The sequence below is a fragment of the Allobosea sp. 05T433 genome (genome assembly GCF_056396065.1).
Genome location: NZ_JBFTKS010000002.1, coordinates 235,992 through 252,240, shown reverse-complemented (window position 1 = coordinate 252,240; position 16,249 = coordinate 235,992). Strand labels below are relative to the sequence as shown.

Genomic DNA, 16,249 nt, shown 5'->3' with positions numbered 1-16,249 from the left:
GACAGGACCGATTCATGACGGCAGACCTCTTCCAGGGCTGGGGAACGCAGCTCTTCTGGGGCACGATGGTCACGCTCCAGGTCGCGTTCCTGTCGCTGCTGGCGGGCCTCGCGATCGGCTTGGCGGTTGCGCTCGCCAAGCTCTCCTCGTCGCGGTTCCTGCGCGCGGCGGGTGATTTCTACACGACCTGCGTCCGCGGGACGCCCGAACTGCTCATCATCCTGCTGGTCTATTTCGGCAGCACGGTTGCGCTCTCGGCGATGCTGCGCTGGATCGCGGGACCGGAGGTCTATGTCGAGATCCCGGCGATGGCGGCCGGCGTGTTCGCGCTCAGCCTCGTCTTCGGCGCCTATGCGGCCGAAATCTTCCGGGGCGCTTTTCTCGCCATCCCGCCGGGTCAGATCGAGGCGGCGAAGGCCTTCGGCATGTCGCCGCTGACGCTGTTCATCCATATCCGCATGCCGCTGATGTGGCGCTACGCCCTGCCGAGCCTCGGCAATATCTGGATCTCGCTGATCAAGAACACCTCGCTGATCTCGGTCGTCGGCCTCGAGGAGTTGATGCGCGTCAGCTATCTCGCCACCTCGGTGACGCGCAGCCCGTTCCATTTCTACCTGCTCGCGGCGGTCATCTATCTCACGCTGACCATCATCAATTCCCTCATCATCGAATGTCTCGAGACCCGCGCGAACCGCGGCGTGCGGAGGGTCTGATCATGGACATCTCGCTCATGATCGAGAGCATCCCGCGCCTGCTCGAAGGCGCGGTCGTCACCCTGCAGCTTCTGCTGCTGACCGAGATCATCGGCTTCGTGCTCGCTCTGCCGCTCGGCATTCTCTACGCGAATGGCAGCAGGGGGGTACGGGCGCCGATCTATTGCTTCGTCTATTTCTTTCGCGGCACGCCGCTGCTCGTCCAGATCTTCATCGTCTATTACGGGCTCGCGCAGTTCGAGTTCGTGCGCGAAAGCTTTCTCTGGCCGTATCTGCGCAAGCCCTTCATCTGCGCCCTGCTGGCCTGTGCCCTGCATTCCGCCGCCTATACCGCGAATATCCTGCGCGGCGCGATCCAGGCCGTGCCGGCCGGCGAGATCGAGGCGGCGCGCGCCTGCGGCATGTCGGCCTTCCAGGTCCAGCGGCTGATCGTGCTGCCGATCGCGCTGCGGCTGATGCTGCCGGCCTATAGCAACCAGGCTATCGGCATGTTGAAGGGCACCTCGCTTGCCAGCACGATCACGCTGATGGAGCTGACCGGCGTGGCCAATACCATCGTGGCCGATACGTTCTCGCCCTATGAGATCTTCATCATGGCTGCGCTGATCTATCTCTCGATCACGCTCGTCATCACGCGTTGCTTCAAATTCGCCGAATACAGCCTCAGCAAGCACCAGCGCCCGCTCAAGAGCCGCGCAGCGATCCCCGGACAGGTCAGACATGCCGACTAGCGACATCAGGAATTTCATTGCCTTCGCCCAGGAGCTGGTCGAGGCGAGCGGCGAGATCATCCGCGAGGCGGCAAGGCACAACAACGCCTTCATCCCCAAGGGCGACGACAGCCCCGTCACCGAGATCGACCGGCGCGCCGAGACCGAGATCCGCCGCCGCATCGAAGCGGCCTATCCCGGCCATGGCATCCTCGGCGAGGAGTTCGGTTCGCAGGGAATGGACGAGGATTTTGTCTGGGTCATCGACCCGATCGACGGAACCAAGGCCTTCGTCGCCGGCATCCCGGTCTTCGGCACGCTCGTCGCTCTGACCCATCGTGGCGTCCCGATCCTCGGTGTCATCGACCAGCCGATGACACGGGAACGCTGGGTCGGCGCGGAGGGCTTTCCGACGACGCTGAACGGCGCGCGCGTCACGACCTCGGGCCGGCGCCTCCTGTCGGAAGCGGTGATGTCGACGAGCAATATCGAACTCTATGACGAGGACAGCCTGCCGACCTTCAAGGCCCTGCGCTCCTCCGTCCATTGGTGCGTCTATGGCGGCAGTTGCTATTCCTATGGACGGCTGGCCTCCGGGGCGATCGACATCGCCATCGACCGCTTCGAGAATCCGCATGACTACCTCGCCCATGTCGCCGTGATCACCCATGCCGGCGGCGTCATGACGGATTGGGACGGCGCGCCGCTGACGATCCGCTCGGGCGGGCATTGTCTGGCCGCGGCAAACTCCGCCCTGCACGCAGCCGCGTTGGGCCGGATCGCACCCTCGCACCGAACCCTGCCGGCCGCCTGACACAGCGAGCGATGCCGCATTCCAAACCTGTGTTCGGCCAGGGCTCACGCAGCCGCACCGGGCGCAGCACTCACAATCCCCAGTCGAGACTTCGCCATGCATGACCGCACGCGTTCCAGGAGCCATATCGTCGAGTGCATGAAGGAGGCTGCCCGGATCGGCGGCGCATCGCTCGCCGGGAATTTCGCCCGCCTCGCCGCCCTGCCGATCCTGGAGAAGGGGCCGTCGGATTTCGTCTCTGCCGCGGATATCGAATCCGAACGGCTGATCATCGCGCATCTCGGGGACACGCTGCCCGATATCGCGGTGCTCGGCGAAGAGAGCGGCGCATCCCCAGGCGCCAGTGACGGTCGCAGGATCGTCATCGATCCCCTCGACGGCACCAACAACTTCCTGCACGGCATCCCGCAGTTTTCCGTGTCGCTCGCCCTGATGGAGGGCGACGAGGTGACAGCGGGCGTCACCTATCATCCGCTCAGCCACGACATGTTCTGGGCCGCGAAAGGAGAGGGCGCCTTTCTCGGCGACCAGCGCCTCACGGGCTCGAAGCGCAACTCGCTCGCCCATGCCGTCGTCGGCACCTGTTTCCCCTATCATGGCAAGGGCGACACGGAAAAAGCCGCGCGTGAAATGGCAGCCATCATGCCGCAGGTTTCAGGGATCAGGAGTCCGGGCTCCGCCGCCCTCGAGATCGCCTACGTCGCAGAAGGGCGCTTCGACGGGTTCTGGACCTCGGGCGCCAAGCTCGATCTCTGGGACCTCGCTGCGGGCGTGATCATCGCCCGCGAAGCCGGCTGCATCGCGACGGAAATCGATGGCGAGGGCGACCCGCTGCACTGCCGCAGCCTTGTCGTCGCCCCGCGCCAGTTTCACAGCCTCTTCATCGACATCTTCCGGACCGCCTCTGCCACGAACGCTATTTGCGAGGCCCGCCCGCGATAGCGTGCTTGGCGGTCCTTGGGGCCTCAGAACTCGATCGACGCACCGATGATCGGCCCGTGCTGAGTGACCTTCCACTGGAAGCCGCCATCCCGGTAGTCCTGGTGCAGGACGCGGTAGCCGGTGCGAACCATGGTCTTGTAGCCCGCCAGCGTGGTGCGGTAGCCGAGAAGCGCCTGTCCGTTGAGGCTCAGCCGCGAGCCGACGCCGAAGCCGCCGGCATCGCCTTCCATGAAGAGGTTCCAGCGGTCGGTCAGGTCGAGATTCAGCCTCGCCCCCACGAAGGGGTCGAGCCAGCTCTCGCTGTCGGAAACATGCAGCCCGGCGACCCGGATGCGGCCCGTCAGGCGCGTCCAGCGGGCGCCCGCCGTCGGTTCCAGTGCAAAGACGCGGGGTGCGCCGAACACGGTATTGCCGCCGAGTTCGGACTGATAGACGCGGTAGAACACGCCGGCGCTGACCAGATAGGACTTCATGCCGGTGCCGATGTTGAGGGAGGCAATCTTTTCGTCGCTGGAGACATCGACATACTCGCCATTGACATAGGCGCCGAAGGCGCCGCGGCGGATCTCGAGATTGCCCATCAGCCCGAGGTCGAGATTCTTCAGGGTGTCGCGGAACGGGACGTCGACATGCCGGTGTATCCCGAGCACGGCCGCATCCCCGTTGAGCGAGGCCGCCCAGAGATAGGGGCTGAGGGTGACCGACCAGTCGCTCTGGGCGAGGGGGGCGCCTGCCTGCGCGATGCGGACAGGGGTGAGATCGGCTGCCGCAGCAGGCGCCGCCGCCGCAAGCAGGGCGGCCGCGCCGATCATGGCTCTGGTCCGGCGGGAGCGATGCCGCTTGCCGGATGTCGCTGACGTCATGGTGCTGTGGCCCCCCGGCCCTGGCGATATCGATGAGATGCGGATGAAGGCTGTGCGCCGCGGCAAGGCGGCCGGACGGCCATGGCCGCCGGCGTCTGGCTGGACGCGATCACTGATCAGGGTTTGGCGAAAGGCAGGGCGGGAGGCGTCATCGCCGGCACCAGCGCCGCGCTGACGATCGTCTTGGCGTCGAGGTCGAAGCTCTTCAGGTCGATGCCGCGCAGGACCGGATCCTCATAGGTCTTGACGTAGTAGACCCGGTTCACGAGGTCGGCCACCGTCGACCATTGCGTGTATTCCAGCGGCTCCCTGGGCTTGTCTCCCTGGCCCTTGTCTTGCAGCCTGATCCAGCCCTTCGGAATATCGAAATTATTGACGATATGCTCTGCCAGCCGGACGCTTTCCGGGCCGCTCGGCTTGCGTTCGACGGACATCGTATAGCCGAGCGCCCGCAGGAAACGCGATGGCGGCGTCGGATCTCCGGGAATGCCGAGCATGCCCGAGCCCTGGCCGAGCGGCGCGAAGGACTGCTCGCCGACCTTCAGCGGCGGCGCGTTGACGGGCGACAGCTTCACATAATTCCTGAGATTGGTGAGGTGCCAGTCGAAGGATGGCGCGTTGGTCATCACGCCGAGCGGGTTGTCATAGACCTTGAGCTTGCCATCGACCGGCTCGATCACCAGCGAGGCCCCGGAGGCATCGTGCAAGGTGTAATGCACTGGCGGCGCGATCTTCATCGCCTCCTGCACGACATGGATGACGGCGACGTCGCCGATCGCCGCCTTGACCTCTGCGACCGTCGCGAAACTGGTCAGAGCCCAGGTGAGCAGGTCCCATGGCGCGAGGGATTTGGCCGGGTCGGTCTTCGCCGGGTCGGCGTAGCCGGCATAATCCGGGAAATAGAGAATGCCGCCGGAGAGGCCCTTCTCGTTCATGCCGTCGACCAGGGCGGAGACGCCGAGCGCATTGAGCCCGACGGCCGCATATTTGCCGGTCCAGCTCATCGCCGGTTTTCCGCCCGGCCCGGTCGAAGCCAGCTTGTAGTTGCGCGGGATCACCATCGCGCGCGACTCGAGCTCGAACCCGAACTCCATGGTGCGGCCATAGACGGCGCCGTCATCGGTCGTCCGGATCAGGAAGCTCGTGCAGGCGAGCACGGACTGGGGTGTCGCCAGCATCGCCGCGACCAGTGTGGCGGCTGCGGCGCGCTTGGCGTGGTGCCATGGGGACGATGCACGAAGACGCATGGGTCCTCCTCTCGGGTTCGTTTAGTTCAGGGGAGGGCTCACCAGCTCATGCGGAAGCCGGCGCGTCCGCTGAGTTCGTGGCTGTCGGCGAACTGGGCGAGGCTCGTCCTGACGGAGGCTTCGCCATAGAGCGAGTAGCGGCCCCAATCATATTTCGCGCCGAGGCCGACCCCGCCCCAGAGCCGCTCCTCGGCGCTGCTGAAGCGCGTGCCGGCGACGCTGGCCGTGGTGTCGTCGAGGAACTCGTAGGAGAGGTTGGCGATGCCGTAGAGCGTGGTGCTGACGAGCTGTCCGGCGCTGTCGCGCCAGATGCTGCGATAGTCCGCCGCGAGCCCGAGGCGGCCCTTCAGGCTGTCGCCATCCCCGAGCGAGACGCGGGCGCCGAACGGATCGGTAAAGCTGTCGCCAGTGACCCTGGAATAGATCAGTTGCGCCTGCGGCGTCAGCGACCAGGCGCCGTTCAGCGCGATCCGCTGGCCGAGCTCCAGGCCGAAGGCATAGCCGAACCCGCCCGTGCCGTCGGCGAGCCGGCGCCCGAGCGTGGTCGAGCTGAGATCGCTGTCGAACCAGCTCGCCTGGGCCTGGGCATCGGCATAGAGCCCGCTCTCGCCATACCAGGTCAGCGTGCCGCCAAAGCCGGTGCCGCTGGTCGCAATCTTGCCGCGGCCGAAGACCGAGGCGATATCGGCCGTGGCCCCGCCGTGATGCGCGGTCAGGCCGCCGACCAGCGTGCCGGCGCCGTTCGCCAGAAGCTGTCCCTCGAGCCCGGCCTGGAGCCGCCAGCTGTCGATCTCGTAGGAGGTGCCGCTGGTCGAGAGCCTGGGCGTGATCCGGCTATGGGCGCCCTCGATCCGGGCCCAGATCGCCTGGCTCTCGGGCGTACCCGCCGGGGCCGTGCCGTCGCCATGCATGCGGTCGCCGACGCGCTGGCGCAGCGTCGGCAGGCCGTTCAGGCTTTGCAGCACCTGGCCATAGGCCTCGTAGACCGGCACGCCGGGCTGCAGGATCGGCACGGTGCGCGCCGGGCTGCCGACTGGCGCCGCCGCGGCTGCCGGCGGGACATAGGCCGAGCGCAGATACCAATCGCCGTCGTTGGGCGTGCTGACGCCGTTGTGCTGCAGCGTATAGGCGTAGGCGCCTGCAATCAGGGCGGGCTGCCCCTGGAAGGCATAGTCGCCATTGGCGAGGGTGAAGCTGCCATTCGAGGCGCCGCCGACATCGACGATCTTGATGCCCTCGACGGTCGGTGCGCCAGTCCCGCCCTGGTTCAGCACGTTGACCAGCGTCGATCCGGCGCTGCTGCCGGTGATGACCAGCCGGTCGGAAGGCGAGGCATCGCCGCCGAGCACCGTCTCGATCTCGAGCCTGCCGCCATTGCCGCGATAATTGCCATTGATGGTCAGCGTGCCGATCGAGTTACCGGGCGCGATCGTGCCGCCGGCTGCGTTCATCGTGGTGCCGACCGTGCCGATGCCCTGCAGCCGGCCGCCCTGCACCGCCAGCGTGCCGCCGAGGATGCCATTCACCGAGAGCGCGCCTGCCTGGATCGTGGTGGCGCCGCCGAAGCCCGAGCTGTCGCCCGTGAGGTTTGCGTGGCCAGCGGCGAGAACCAGCGCTCCCGTTCCCTCGAAGCGGCCGGCGAACGTGTCGGCGGCGGCGGTCAGGGTCAGAGTCTGCGCCCCGGTCGCGACCACGCCGCTGCCCGAAAGCGTCCTGATCGAGGCGCCGGCCGCGGTTCCGGAGATGTCGAACACGCCGTTGTTGCGCACGCCGCTGGACGCGGCGATGCTGCCCGCACCGGTGAGGGCGAGCCTGCCCGACTGGATCGTCGTCGCGCCCGTAAAGCTGTTGGCTCCGGTCAGCGTCAGCGAGCCGGCCCCGAGCTTGGTGAGTGGCCCGCCACCGAGCGCCTGGCCGACGGCAAAATTGTTGCTGGCATCGGCGATGTCGAAGCCGCCGCCATTGGCGCCCCAGTTGATGGTGCGCCCGGTGCTGTTGAAGCCGGTGCCGGTGATCTGCAGCACGCCACCATTGATGGACAGTGCTCCCGCGACACTGCCGAGATTGGCGTCCGAGGACATCGACAGCGTGCCGCCGTTGAGGACCGTCCCGCCAGAATAGGTGTTGGCTGCGATGAGATAGACCGTGCCGGCGCCGGTCACGACGAGGCCGCCCGTGCCGGAGATCGGGTTGTTCAGGTAGAAGGCATTGCCGCTCTGCACCGGGTTCAGCGTCAGGGTCTGCGCGCCGAGATTGAGGGCGGCCGCCCCGGATTTGGAAAGCTGGCTGATGCTGCCGCTCTGGCTGTCGATCCGCCATTCCTGGCTGCCTGTCAGCGTAATCCTCTCGCTGAGCGTGATCGCCTGATTGACCTGGCTGACCACGCCCAGCCCGTCGATACCGCCGATACTGACGAGACCGTTCGTCGACACTGGGGTATTGACGAAGCCAAACCCGGTATAGGGAGCCAGGAACACGATCTGTCCGACACTGCGTGCGCTGCCCCAGGTGTAGGTGGATCCGGTTCCCGCCAGGTCGAAGATCGCCCGGTCGTTGGGGCCTGGTATGCCGACGCCCCACTGGGTGCCTCCAAACTGACCCCACAGGGCGTCGCTGGACGCAACGTAGTGATAATCCGCTGCCGAAGCCGCCGAGGCCGCCGTCAGCGCGAGAATGATCGCCGTTGCGCTGGCACTCCGCTTGAGCCCCGGCAATGCGGAATGTCCAGACATGATTCCCGATGGCTGGATGGTCAATTCGATAGGCATAGGCCACTCCGAAGCCGGGGGCCTCATCCCCCGGAGCGCTGTGATGTCGGGGGCGTTGCTGTCAGGTGCCGAAGGCGGCGCACGCAGCCGCAAGGCTGCGCAACATGCCCCCCAGCAGTGCCGCCGCGCTGCCAGGATCGCATATTCGCGAGCGCCCGCCTGTAGCGCTGCGTCTCATTTGTGATGACGCTGCGTCTCAATCGTCCGGACGTCGTCTCGTCCTGGGACGGCCTATGCCCCTGCGTCGGCGGCATTGGTTCCACCAGGCAAATCACCCTAGGAGTGATCGGGCAGGTTCCGAACGTGCGGGGCAAGTTCCGATCTTGGCGGGGGAGAGCGAGCGATGCGGCAGGCCCGGGGGGCGACTGCTCCGGTGGCGGCGGAAGAGCTCGTCCTGTCGACCGACATGGTCGAGCCTGACCTGCGCAGCGATCTCTGGCGCGAGATCTCCCGCCCGTTCTTCGAGACGACGGCGCATCCCGACGATCGCGGAGCTGTGCTTGAGGGCTCGATCCGCTCGCGGGCGCTGGGCGCACTGCTGATCGGTCCGACCAGCTTCAACCAGCAGCAATACAGCCGGGACCGGCGCACCATCCTGCAGGGCGGGCTGGATCAGTACTTCGTCCAGCTCTTCGTCGCCGGCACACTCGAGGCCGATTGCGAGGGGGAGGCGATATCGGTCGGCCCTGGCGATATCTGCGTCTTCGACCTCGCCCGGACCTTCAGGAGCAGGGTCCGGACCGGCTCCACGCTGTCGCTGGTCCTGCCGCGGGAGCGGGTCGACCGGGTGGCGGGGGGGCGCAACCTGCATGGCCTGGTGCTCAGGACCGGAGATCCGATCACGCGCCTCCTGAGCGACTTCATCGTCAGCCTGTCCCATGTCTCGCCCGTGATGAGCGACGACGACCTGCGGGCGATCGAGGAATCGGCGATCTTCCTCATCGCCTCGGGCCTCGCTCGTCACGCGCCGGGGATCGCTCTTCAGGACCCCGTGCTGGGAAACGTCCTGCGTCAGCGCATCCTGGCGTTCATCGAGGCCAATCTGTCGGATCCCGGCCTCAACCCGGCCGTGCTGACTTCCCGCTTCCGGGTCTCGCGCGCGCATCTCTACCGGATGTTTGCCGGCGATGGCGGTGTCGCCACGATCATCCGCGAGAAGCGGCTCGACGCCTCGTTCCGCGAGTTGGCCAGTCCCGCCGCGCCATCACGCTCGATCACGCAGATCGCGCATGAACAGGGCTTCTCCAACAGCGCCCAGTTTCACCGCGCCTTCCGCGCGCGCTTCGGAATGGCCCCGGGTGAAGCCCGTGACGCGGCAGCCGCACGCCCCTTCGCCGATCAGCGCCTCCAGCATGTGCAGGTTCATTTCGACCAATATGCGCAGCAGCTCGGGGCGGGCCCCCTGCCGAAATGATCTCTCACTTCCCCCCGTGAATCATCCGCCAGATCGCCTGTGGCGTCGCCGGCATGTCGACATGCCGCACGCCATAGGGCGAGAGCGCATCGACGAGCGCGTTCATCACCGAGGGCAGCGAGCCCGCGCAGCCGGCCTCGCCGCAGCCTTTCGCGCCGACGGGATTGGTCGCGGTCGGGCTGCCCTGACTGGCGAATGAGAAGAAGGGCAGGTCGGCAGCGCGCGGCATCGCGTAGTCCATATAGGACCCCGTCATGAGCTGGCCGGCCTCGTCATAGGCGGTCATCTCGTAGAGCGCCTGGCCGATGCCCTGCGCGACGCCGCCATGCAGCTGCCCCGCGACGATCAACGGGTTCACGATCGTGCCGAAATCATTGACCATGACATAGCTGACCACCGCGACCTCCCCGGTCTCAGGATCGATCTCGACCTCGGCGACATGACAGCCATTGGGATAGGCCGATGGCGCCGACTTGAAGACATGATCGACATCCAGGCTCCGGGGCAGCTCCTTGGGCAGGTCGGGGGTCATGCGCACCCGTTCCGCGAGCTCCATGATACCGATCGCGCGGTCGGTCCCGGCGATCGTGAACCGGCCACGGCCAAACTCGAGATCGGCGACGCCGGCTTCCAGAAAATGGGCGGCCAGGAGCTTGCCCTTCTCGATGACGCGATCGCCCGCTTCCATGATGGCCGACCCGCTCGCCATGATCGATTTGGAGCCGCCGGTGCCGCCGCCCGCGATCAGCCGGTCGCTGTCGCCCTGGACGAGTCGGATCTTGTCGAAGGGCACGCCGAGCTTGCTCGTCAGCACCTGGGCGAAGGGCGTCCAGTGGCCCTGTCCGTAATCGAGCGTGCCGGTGACGATGGTCACGCTGCCATCGGCTTCGAAATGGAGGCCGGCCATTTCATTGCTTGGCGGCGCGGTGACCTCGAGATAGCAGCCGATGCCGCGGCCGCGGAGCTTGCCGGCCTTCCGGCTCTGGCGCTGCCGCGCCCCGTAGCCCTTCCAGTCGGCCGCCTTGAGCGCTTCTGCGAACAGGGCCGGGAAATCGCCGCTGTCATACAGCGTCCCGACCGGCGTCGCCCAGGGCAGTTGCTGCGGAGCGACGAGGTTGCGCCGCCGCAGGACGGTCTTGTCGATCCCCATTTCCACGGCGGCCGCATCGATCAGCCGCTCCATGAAGTAATTGCCTTCGGGGCGCCCGGCGCCGCGATAGGCGCCGATCGGTGCCGTGTTGGTGACGACGCATTTGGTCTGCACCTCGACGAGCGGCGTGCGGTACATGCCGATGCTGTTCTTGCCGATATTCGTCGTCGCCATCATCGGCCCGACAGGCGAGAGATAGCCGCCCATATTGCCGATGCCGCTGAAGCGCGTCGCCAGGAACCGGCCGCGCGCGTCGAGCGCCAGCTCGGCCTCGAAGACCATGTCGCGGCCATGATAGTCCGAGACAAAACTCTCGGAGCGCTGATCGGTCCATTTCACCGGCTTCTTCAGCAGGCGGGCCGCGTGCAGCAGCACGACATATTCGGGGAAGACCGAGGATTTCATCCCGAAGGAGCCGCCGACATGGCCGGTGAGCAGCCGCATCCGTTCCGCCGGCACGCCCATTGCCGCGGCCAGGTTGTTGCGCATCCCGAACGCGCCCTGGCTCGGCGCATGCAGCGTGTAGCGGCCGGTCTTGCGGTCATAGGTTCCGACCGCCGCACGCGGCTCGATCGGGTTCACCACGATGCGGCTGTTGACGATGCGCAGCTTCGTGACATGGGCGGCGCTGGCAAAAGCGGCCGCGACCTTGCTGGCATCGCCGAAATGATAGTCGAGGACCACATTGCCGGGGACGTCGTCATAGAGTTGCGGCGCGTCCGGCTTGAGGGCATCCTCGTTGGCCGTGACCGCGGGCAGGATCTCGATATCGAGCAGCACGGCCTCGGCCGCATCGCGCGCCTGGACGGCGGTGCGAGCCACGACCATCGCGATGGGATCGCCGACAAAGCGGACCTTGTCGGTCGCCAGGGCGTTGCGGGCGGGCTTCCTGATCGGGCTGCCGTCCCGATTGGGATGCTCGACAACGCATTTCAGCAAGCCGTAGCCTTGGCCCGCGAGATCCTCCCCCCGATAGATCGCGACGACGCCCTTCATGGCTTCGGCCTGCGAGATATCGATGCCGCGCAGGACGCCATGCGCGTGCGGGCTGCGGACGAAGGCCGCGTAGAGCTGCCCCTCCAGCGAGACGTCATCGGTATAGCGGCCCTCGCCGCGCACGAGCACGGGGTCCTCGTTGCGCGGGACGGGCTGGCCGACCTCGAATGGCATCGTCGAAAGCTCCGCTGAGGGCGTGTGCTTATTCATCAGGAGGCACCGTGAGTAACGTGCGAGCCGACCGGCAGGCAACGTCGCTAGACTGACCCAAAATGGCGGCGCCTGTCCTGCAGATGTCGCATAGGCGCTATCCGCAGGCGGCGCATTCCGAAAAGTCAGCCGCCCGGAGGGAGGTTCTGGTTCTGGGCGCCATCCGAAGGGGTGGCGCTGAACCCTGGGAGGGGCACGGCCGCTCTATCTGGCTCGGCGTAGGCCTGGAACAAGAGATGCGCCGCGATCGGGATCGCGGCGCATCATGGCGAAGCAGCGTGCGGGCGGATAGGCCACGGGGCTGACCGGGGCCGGGTTCTACTTCACGACGGTGAGCCACATCCGCGGCTTGTTGTCCGAGTTCTGCACCAGGGACGTGATCCGCGACCGGGCGGCCCAGGCCATGGGTTGCTGATGCATTGGCAGGAACATGTGCTGATCCTTGGCGATTTTCATCGCCGCGGTCAGCATGGCGGTGCGCTTGGCGGCGTCGTTCTCGACGGCGGCCTGGGCGTTCAGGGCGTCGATCCTGTCATCGCCCCATTCGCCCCAGTTGAAGACGCCGGCCGCGGCGTCCTTCTTGTGGATCACCTGTGTCAACAGCGAGGACGAATCCAGGGTGGGCTCATTGGCCCAGCCGAAGGCGACGACGTCGAACTCGCCGCGAACCCGCTTCGGCGTCTGCTGGCTGCGCGGGGCGATGCTGAGATTGGGCCGCAGGCCGATGCGGGACCACATCGAGGCGACGGCCTGGCAGAATTCCTCCTCGTTGATGAGTGCGTCACTGGCGCAGTTCATCAGAAAGGAGAAGCCGTTGGGATACCCGGCCTCGGTCAGAAGCCGGCGTGCTTCGGCGGCGTCGAAGGGCAGGCGCTGGTCGAGCTCGGGCGTGAAGCCCGGGATCGATGGCGCGACAAGGGCGCCGGTGGTGCGAGACAGGCCACGCATGGCGCGCGACTGGATCGCGGCGACGTCGATGCCGCGATACATGGCTTCGCGGACGCGGATGTCGCGCAGCGGATTCTTGTCCTGCACATCGCTTTCCACGAGCCGCTGTCGCCAGTTGAACCCGAAGAATGTCGAGCGCACCTCGTTCGCCTGCAGGACCTTGATATCCGGCGAGGCCGCGAGACGGCTCAGGTCCTGGAGCGGAGCGGAGTTTGTGAAATCGATCTCGCCCGACAGCATGGCCGCGACGCGGGTCGCCGCCGACGTAATCGGCACGAATTCGATGCGCTCCAGATTATGGACGGGCTTGTCCCACCAGCCAGTGTTCCTGACGAAGACTGTCTGGGTGTCCCGTCGCCGCGAGACGACCTTGAACGGGCCGGTGCCGTTCGTGTTGTTTGTGGCGAAACCCTCGACGCCCTTGCCGGCATCGGTGGGCAGAAGGCTGTTATTCGCGACCAGCCACGCCTTGTTGAAGATGTGGACATTGGTCAGGTCGTTCAGAAGCAGCGGATTGGGGCTGTCGAGCTCGATCTCGATGACGGAGTCGTTGACCTTTCGGGCGCTCTTGTAGCCGTGCAGCTCTCCCCGCATGGGCGAGGTCGGATGCGTGATCCGCTCCAGCGATGCGATAACGTCGTCAGCGCTGAAGGGGGCGCCGTCGTGGAAGGTGACGCCGGGGCGCAAAGTGAAGCGCCAGAGCGTCGGCGAGGCGACGGTCCAGGCGGTGGCGAGGGCGGGTTCGATTTCCTGCTTGCCGCTGTAGCGAACCAGCCCCTCATAGACATGGTTTAGCACCGACAGGGCGTAAGTATCTCCGTAGGAGTAGGGGTCCAGCGAGCCGATCTCGCGGGGCGACCCCCATTTGAGAGTCTGCGCTTCGGCGCCTCCCATTCCGGCATGTCCGACGCCCGCCGCGAAAGCGGCTGCCATCACCATCGAAAGCAAACGGCCCATCCATCCCTCCACCATTGTCGTGCGGGATCGCACTGTCGACAATAAATGCATACGATATTGTTCTGTTTTTGCATGCAATAGCCTTTATGGATTGTGGCGTGTTTTTAGGGGTGACTGTATGCAATCCTGTGCTAGCGTCACGGTGGCGAGGCAAAAACGGTAGGCACAAATGACAACCCGTCGCGTGGTTCTTCAGCTCAATCAGCAGCAGATCGAGTTACTCGGGCGCGCGATCGCAGCGACCGGGGAGCGCGATGTGCAGGCGCTCGTACAACTCGCGCTGCGCGAGGCTGCGGCGAAGCAGGCGACGACGAATGGCGGGAGCGCACGGCAATGAGGACGGAAGTCGCCAGGATCCGGCTCGAGCCCGGTACCGGGAAGGCCATCGAAGTCAGGGCGGGCCAGATTCTGCGTATCCAGCAGATCGAGGGGCAGCAATGCGTCGACTTCAACTGCTTCAATCTTCATGATTACAAGGAATTCATGCATTGCGGGCGCACGCGCACGGTGCACGGCTTCAATCCCAGCAAGGGCACGTTCCTCTGGTCGGCGCCGCCGCGCGAGCGGGCGATGCTCTATATTTTTGAAGATACCTACGGCCGGAACGATGTGCTCTTCCCGCGTTGCAGCGCCTATCTCTATGAGAGCGCCTATGGCTTCGCACGGCACACCAACTGCCACGACATCCAGGCCGAAGCGCAACGCGAATACGGGCTGACGCCGGACGACGTGCATGACAGCTTCAACCTGTTCATGTGCACGGAGATCACCGAAAACGGATCGGCAACGATCACGCGACAGGCTTCGCGGGCCGGCGACTATGTCGATCTCCTGGCTCTGATGGATGTTCTGGCTGTGCCGAATGTCTGCGGCGCCGATATCATGCGCACGAGCAATTTCGCGCTGAAGCCGGTCGAGGTGATCATTCTCGAATCGACGGAGGAGGATCTCGCGCGGGTTCCGCGCACGCCGATCCTGTCCAGCCAGCGCACGCCGCGCGACTTCAGGAATCCGACGATCAAGGCCGACCGGGAACTGAGCCGCGATCCGGCCTACAAGCCGGAATTCACCAATGTCCCGTTGCAGCAGGTCCGGATCGAGATCGATCTGACGGAGGAGGATGTCGCACGCCTCGAAGTACTGCGCCATGCTGTGCACGGCGACGACGACGGGGCGGCGCTGCGCGACATCGTCTTCTCCTGGTGGGAGGCGCGCTTCCTGGCTGCGAAGAGCGGCGCTCCTGCTGTCGACGGAGCATAGGATGCAGGTCGCACCAACGGGTTCTCTGCTCATCAGGCAGGTCCGCCTCTGGCGAGGCCGGGGCCTCCCTCTCTCGCCGCCCCAGGATATCCTGATCCGGAACGGCACGATTGCTGCGACGGGCGACGAACTTGCAGCGCCCGAAGGGAGCGCCGTGGAGGATGGCTGCGGCAGGATCGTCATCCCCGGACTCGTCGAAGCCCACACGCATCTGGGCTATTCCTTGCTTGGGCTGCCCTGGTTCCGAAACGAGGTCGGCCCGGCCCTGGCCGACAAGATCCAGGCGGAGAAGGATGAACTGCGCCGGCGAGGGATCGACCCGGAATTGCAGTCGACGCGCCAGCTTGTCCGGTCGGCGGAATTGGGGTCGACCCTGCTTCGCGGCCATGTCGCGATCGACACCGATGTCGGCCTGTCGCCGCTGGAGGGCGTGCTCAGATCACGGGACGCATGCCGCGGGACGATCGAGGTGCAGACCGTTGCCTTTCCGCAGGCGGGCCTGCTCTCGCGGCCCGGCACCCTCGAGCTGATGGAGGAGGCCCTCCGCATCGGCGCGGATATCGTCGGCGGCCTCGACCCCAGCCAGATCGACCGTGATCCGCGCGGCAGCCTGGACATGACATTCGGCCTTGCCGAGCGTTCAGCCAAGCCGATCGATATCCATCTGCACGAACCTGGAGAGCTCGGAGCCTTCAGTGTTGAACTGATCCTCGAGCGCACGCGGGCGCTCGGCCTTCAGGGGCGCGTGATGATCAGCCACGCCTTCTGCCTGGGCGATATCGGACCGGCTCATGCCGGTCGTCTCGGCGAGATGCTGGCGCGCGAGCAGGTCGCGATCATGACGACGGCGCCCCTTGCCAGGGCGTGCCCGAGCCTTGCTCTGCTGGCTTCGCTCGGCGTCATCGTCTGTTCCGGTTCGGACGGCGTCCGCGACACATGGGGCCCCTTCAATAATGCCGACATGCTGGAACGCGCGATGCTGGTCGCTCAGCGCAACGGCTTTCGCCGCGACGACGATCTCGAGCTGGCGCTTGACAGCTGCACCTTCGGCGGGGCGCTGGCCCTGGGCGTCGCAGATTACGGACTGCATGACGGAGCACGGGCCGATCTCGTTCTCCTGACGGGCGAGACGCTCGCCGACGCAATCGTCTCGCGCGCGCCGAACCGGACGGTTGTCAGGCAGGGCAGGGTGATCGCGCGCCACAGCGAGATCACGGCCGCTGCTGCTGCGTAGAGCGGTTTCGGCCTCGTCACGAG

The 16,249-nt window shown here is 66.1% G+C and carries 13 protein-coding genes; 8 read left to right on the top strand and 5 right to left on the bottom strand.

The window, feature by feature from the left end; genetic code table 11:
• The first annotated feature begins 14 nt into the window (after window positions 1-14).
• The 4 genes from AC1DGP_RS03320 to AC1DGP_RS03305 all read left to right on the top strand — a co-directional run bounded on the left by AC1DGP_RS03320 (window position 15) and on the right by AC1DGP_RS03305 (window position 3,179).
• Entirely contained in the window at window positions 15-713 is a 699-nt protein-coding gene (locus tag AC1DGP_RS03320) for an ABC transporter permease (protein WP_441504660.1), read from the top strand.
• Window positions 714-715: 2 nt separating this feature from the next.
• Window positions 716-1,444 (top strand): ABC transporter permease, encoded by a 729-nt coding sequence (locus tag AC1DGP_RS03315; RefSeq protein WP_441504659.1) that lies wholly within the window; start codon window positions 716-718, stop codon window positions 1,442-1,444.
• Window positions 1,434-2,237 carry an inositol monophosphatase family protein gene (locus AC1DGP_RS03310; RefSeq protein WP_441504658.1) on the top strand — a complete coding sequence of 268 codons (804 nt, stop codon included), beginning with the start codon at window positions 1,434-1,436 and terminating at the stop codon, window positions 2,235-2,237. The genes AC1DGP_RS03315 and AC1DGP_RS03310 overlap by 11 nt, the downstream gene beginning before the upstream one ends.
• 96 nt (window positions 2,238-2,333) lie before the next feature.
• Window positions 2,334-3,179 carry an inositol monophosphatase family protein gene (locus AC1DGP_RS03305; RefSeq protein ID WP_441504657.1) on the top strand — a complete coding sequence of 282 codons (846 nt, stop codon included), beginning with the start codon at window positions 2,334-2,336 and terminating at the stop codon, window positions 3,177-3,179.
• Between the two features lie 23 nt (window positions 3,180-3,202).
• On the opposite strand, the gene AC1DGP_RS03300 is transcribed toward AC1DGP_RS03305, so the two are convergent.
• The 3 genes from AC1DGP_RS03300 to AC1DGP_RS03290 all read right to left on the bottom strand — a co-directional run bounded on the left by AC1DGP_RS03300 (window position 3,203) and on the right by AC1DGP_RS03290 (window position 8,057).
• Window positions 3,203-3,991, bottom strand: a complete 789-nt coding sequence (locus tag AC1DGP_RS03300) for a hypothetical protein (RefSeq protein WP_441504656.1) — start codon at window positions 3,989-3,991, stop codon at window positions 3,203-3,205.
• A 167-nt stretch (window positions 3,992-4,158) separates the two neighbouring features.
• Window positions 4,159-5,289: a linear amide C-N hydrolase gene (locus AC1DGP_RS03295; protein ID WP_441504655.1), complete on the bottom strand. Its 1,131-nt coding sequence runs from the start codon at window positions 5,287-5,289 to the stop codon at window positions 4,159-4,161.
• A 38-nt stretch (window positions 5,290-5,327) separates the two neighbouring features.
• Complete coding sequence (locus AC1DGP_RS03290; RefSeq protein ID WP_441504654.1) at window positions 5,328-8,057, bottom strand: autotransporter family protein; 2,730 nt, start codon at window positions 8,055-8,057, stop codon at window positions 5,328-5,330.
• 343 nt (window positions 8,058-8,400) lie between these two features.
• Here AC1DGP_RS03290 and AC1DGP_RS03285 point away from each other — a divergent pair, with 343 nt between their 5' ends.
• A complete protein-coding gene (locus tag AC1DGP_RS03285) occupies window positions 8,401-9,471 on the top strand; it encodes a helix-turn-helix domain-containing protein (protein ID WP_441504653.1) in 1,071 nt (356 codons plus the stop codon).
• A 4-nt stretch (window positions 9,472-9,475) separates the two neighbouring features.
• Here the strand turns inward: AC1DGP_RS03285 and AC1DGP_RS03280 are convergent, their stop codons facing one another.
• Both AC1DGP_RS03280 and AC1DGP_RS03275 read right to left on the bottom strand, forming a co-directional pair.
• Window positions 9,476-11,827 (bottom strand): xanthine dehydrogenase family protein molybdopterin-binding subunit, encoded by a 2,352-nt coding sequence (locus AC1DGP_RS03280; protein WP_441504652.1) that lies wholly within the window; start codon window positions 11,825-11,827, stop codon window positions 9,476-9,478.
• A gap of 318 nt (window positions 11,828-12,145) precedes the next feature.
• Window positions 12,146-13,732 carry an ABC transporter substrate-binding protein gene (locus AC1DGP_RS03275; RefSeq protein WP_441504651.1) on the bottom strand — a complete coding sequence of 529 codons (1,587 nt, stop codon included), beginning with the start codon at window positions 13,730-13,732 and terminating at the stop codon, window positions 12,146-12,148.
• A 169-nt stretch (window positions 13,733-13,901) separates the two neighbouring features.
• Between AC1DGP_RS03275 and AC1DGP_RS03270 the strand changes: the two genes are divergently transcribed.
• Genes AC1DGP_RS03270 through AC1DGP_RS03260 form a run of 3 tightly spaced genes read left to right on the top strand, consistent with a single transcriptional unit; the run spans window position 13,902 to window position 16,226 of the window.
• Entirely contained in the window at window positions 13,902-14,069 is a 168-nt protein-coding gene (locus AC1DGP_RS03270; RefSeq protein ID WP_441504650.1) for a hypothetical protein, read from the top strand.
• Window positions 14,066-14,992 (top strand): DUF1989 domain-containing protein, encoded by a 927-nt coding sequence (locus tag AC1DGP_RS03265; RefSeq protein ID WP_441504649.1) that lies wholly within the window; start codon window positions 14,066-14,068, stop codon window positions 14,990-14,992. Before AC1DGP_RS03270 ends, AC1DGP_RS03265 begins: the two co-directional genes overlap by 4 nt.
• Window position 14,993: 1 nt before the next feature.
• Window positions 14,994-16,226 (top strand): amidohydrolase family protein, encoded by a 1,233-nt coding sequence (locus tag AC1DGP_RS03260; RefSeq protein WP_441504648.1) that lies wholly within the window; start codon window positions 14,994-14,996, stop codon window positions 16,224-16,226.
• Window positions 16,227-16,249 lie beyond the last annotated feature (23 nt).

Coding starts and splice junctions, on each gene's coding strand:
- AC1DGP_RS03310 (WP_441504658.1), top strand. CDS start 1,434: ATGCCGACTAGCGACATCAGGAATTTCATTGCCTTCGCCCAGGAGCTG.
- AC1DGP_RS03260 (WP_441504648.1), top strand. CDS start 14,994: ATGCAGGTCGCACCAACGGGTTCTCTGCTCATCAGGCAGGTCCGCCTC.
- AC1DGP_RS03290 (WP_441504654.1), bottom strand. CDS start 8,057: ATGCCTATCGAATTGACCATCCAGCCATCGGGAATCATGTCTGGACAT.
- AC1DGP_RS03285 (WP_441504653.1), top strand. CDS start 8,401: ATGCGGCAGGCCCGGGGGGCGACTGCTCCGGTGGCGGCGGAAGAGCTC.
- AC1DGP_RS03270 (WP_441504650.1), top strand. CDS start 13,902: ATGACAACCCGTCGCGTGGTTCTTCAGCTCAATCAGCAGCAGATCGAG.
- AC1DGP_RS03300 (WP_441504656.1), bottom strand. CDS start 3,991: ATGATCGGCGCGGCCGCCCTGCTTGCGGCGGCGGCGCCTGCTGCGGCA.
- AC1DGP_RS03305 (WP_441504657.1), top strand. CDS start 2,334: ATGCATGACCGCACGCGTTCCAGGAGCCATATCGTCGAGTGCATGAAG.
- AC1DGP_RS03295 (WP_441504655.1), bottom strand. CDS start 5,289: ATGCGTCTTCGTGCATCGTCCCCATGGCACCACGCCAAGCGCGCCGCA.
- AC1DGP_RS03315 (WP_441504659.1), top strand. CDS start 716: ATGGACATCTCGCTCATGATCGAGAGCATCCCGCGCCTGCTCGAAGGC.
- AC1DGP_RS03265 (WP_441504649.1), top strand. CDS start 14,066: ATGAGGACGGAAGTCGCCAGGATCCGGCTCGAGCCCGGTACCGGGAAG.
- AC1DGP_RS03320 (WP_441504660.1), top strand. CDS start 15: ATGACGGCAGACCTCTTCCAGGGCTGGGGAACGCAGCTCTTCTGGGGC.
- AC1DGP_RS03275 (WP_441504651.1), bottom strand. CDS start 13,732: ATGGGCCGTTTGCTTTCGATGGTGATGGCAGCCGCTTTCGCGGCGGGC.
- AC1DGP_RS03280 (WP_441504652.1), bottom strand. CDS start 11,827: ATGAATAAGCACACGCCCTCAGCGGAGCTTTCGACGATGCCATTCGAG.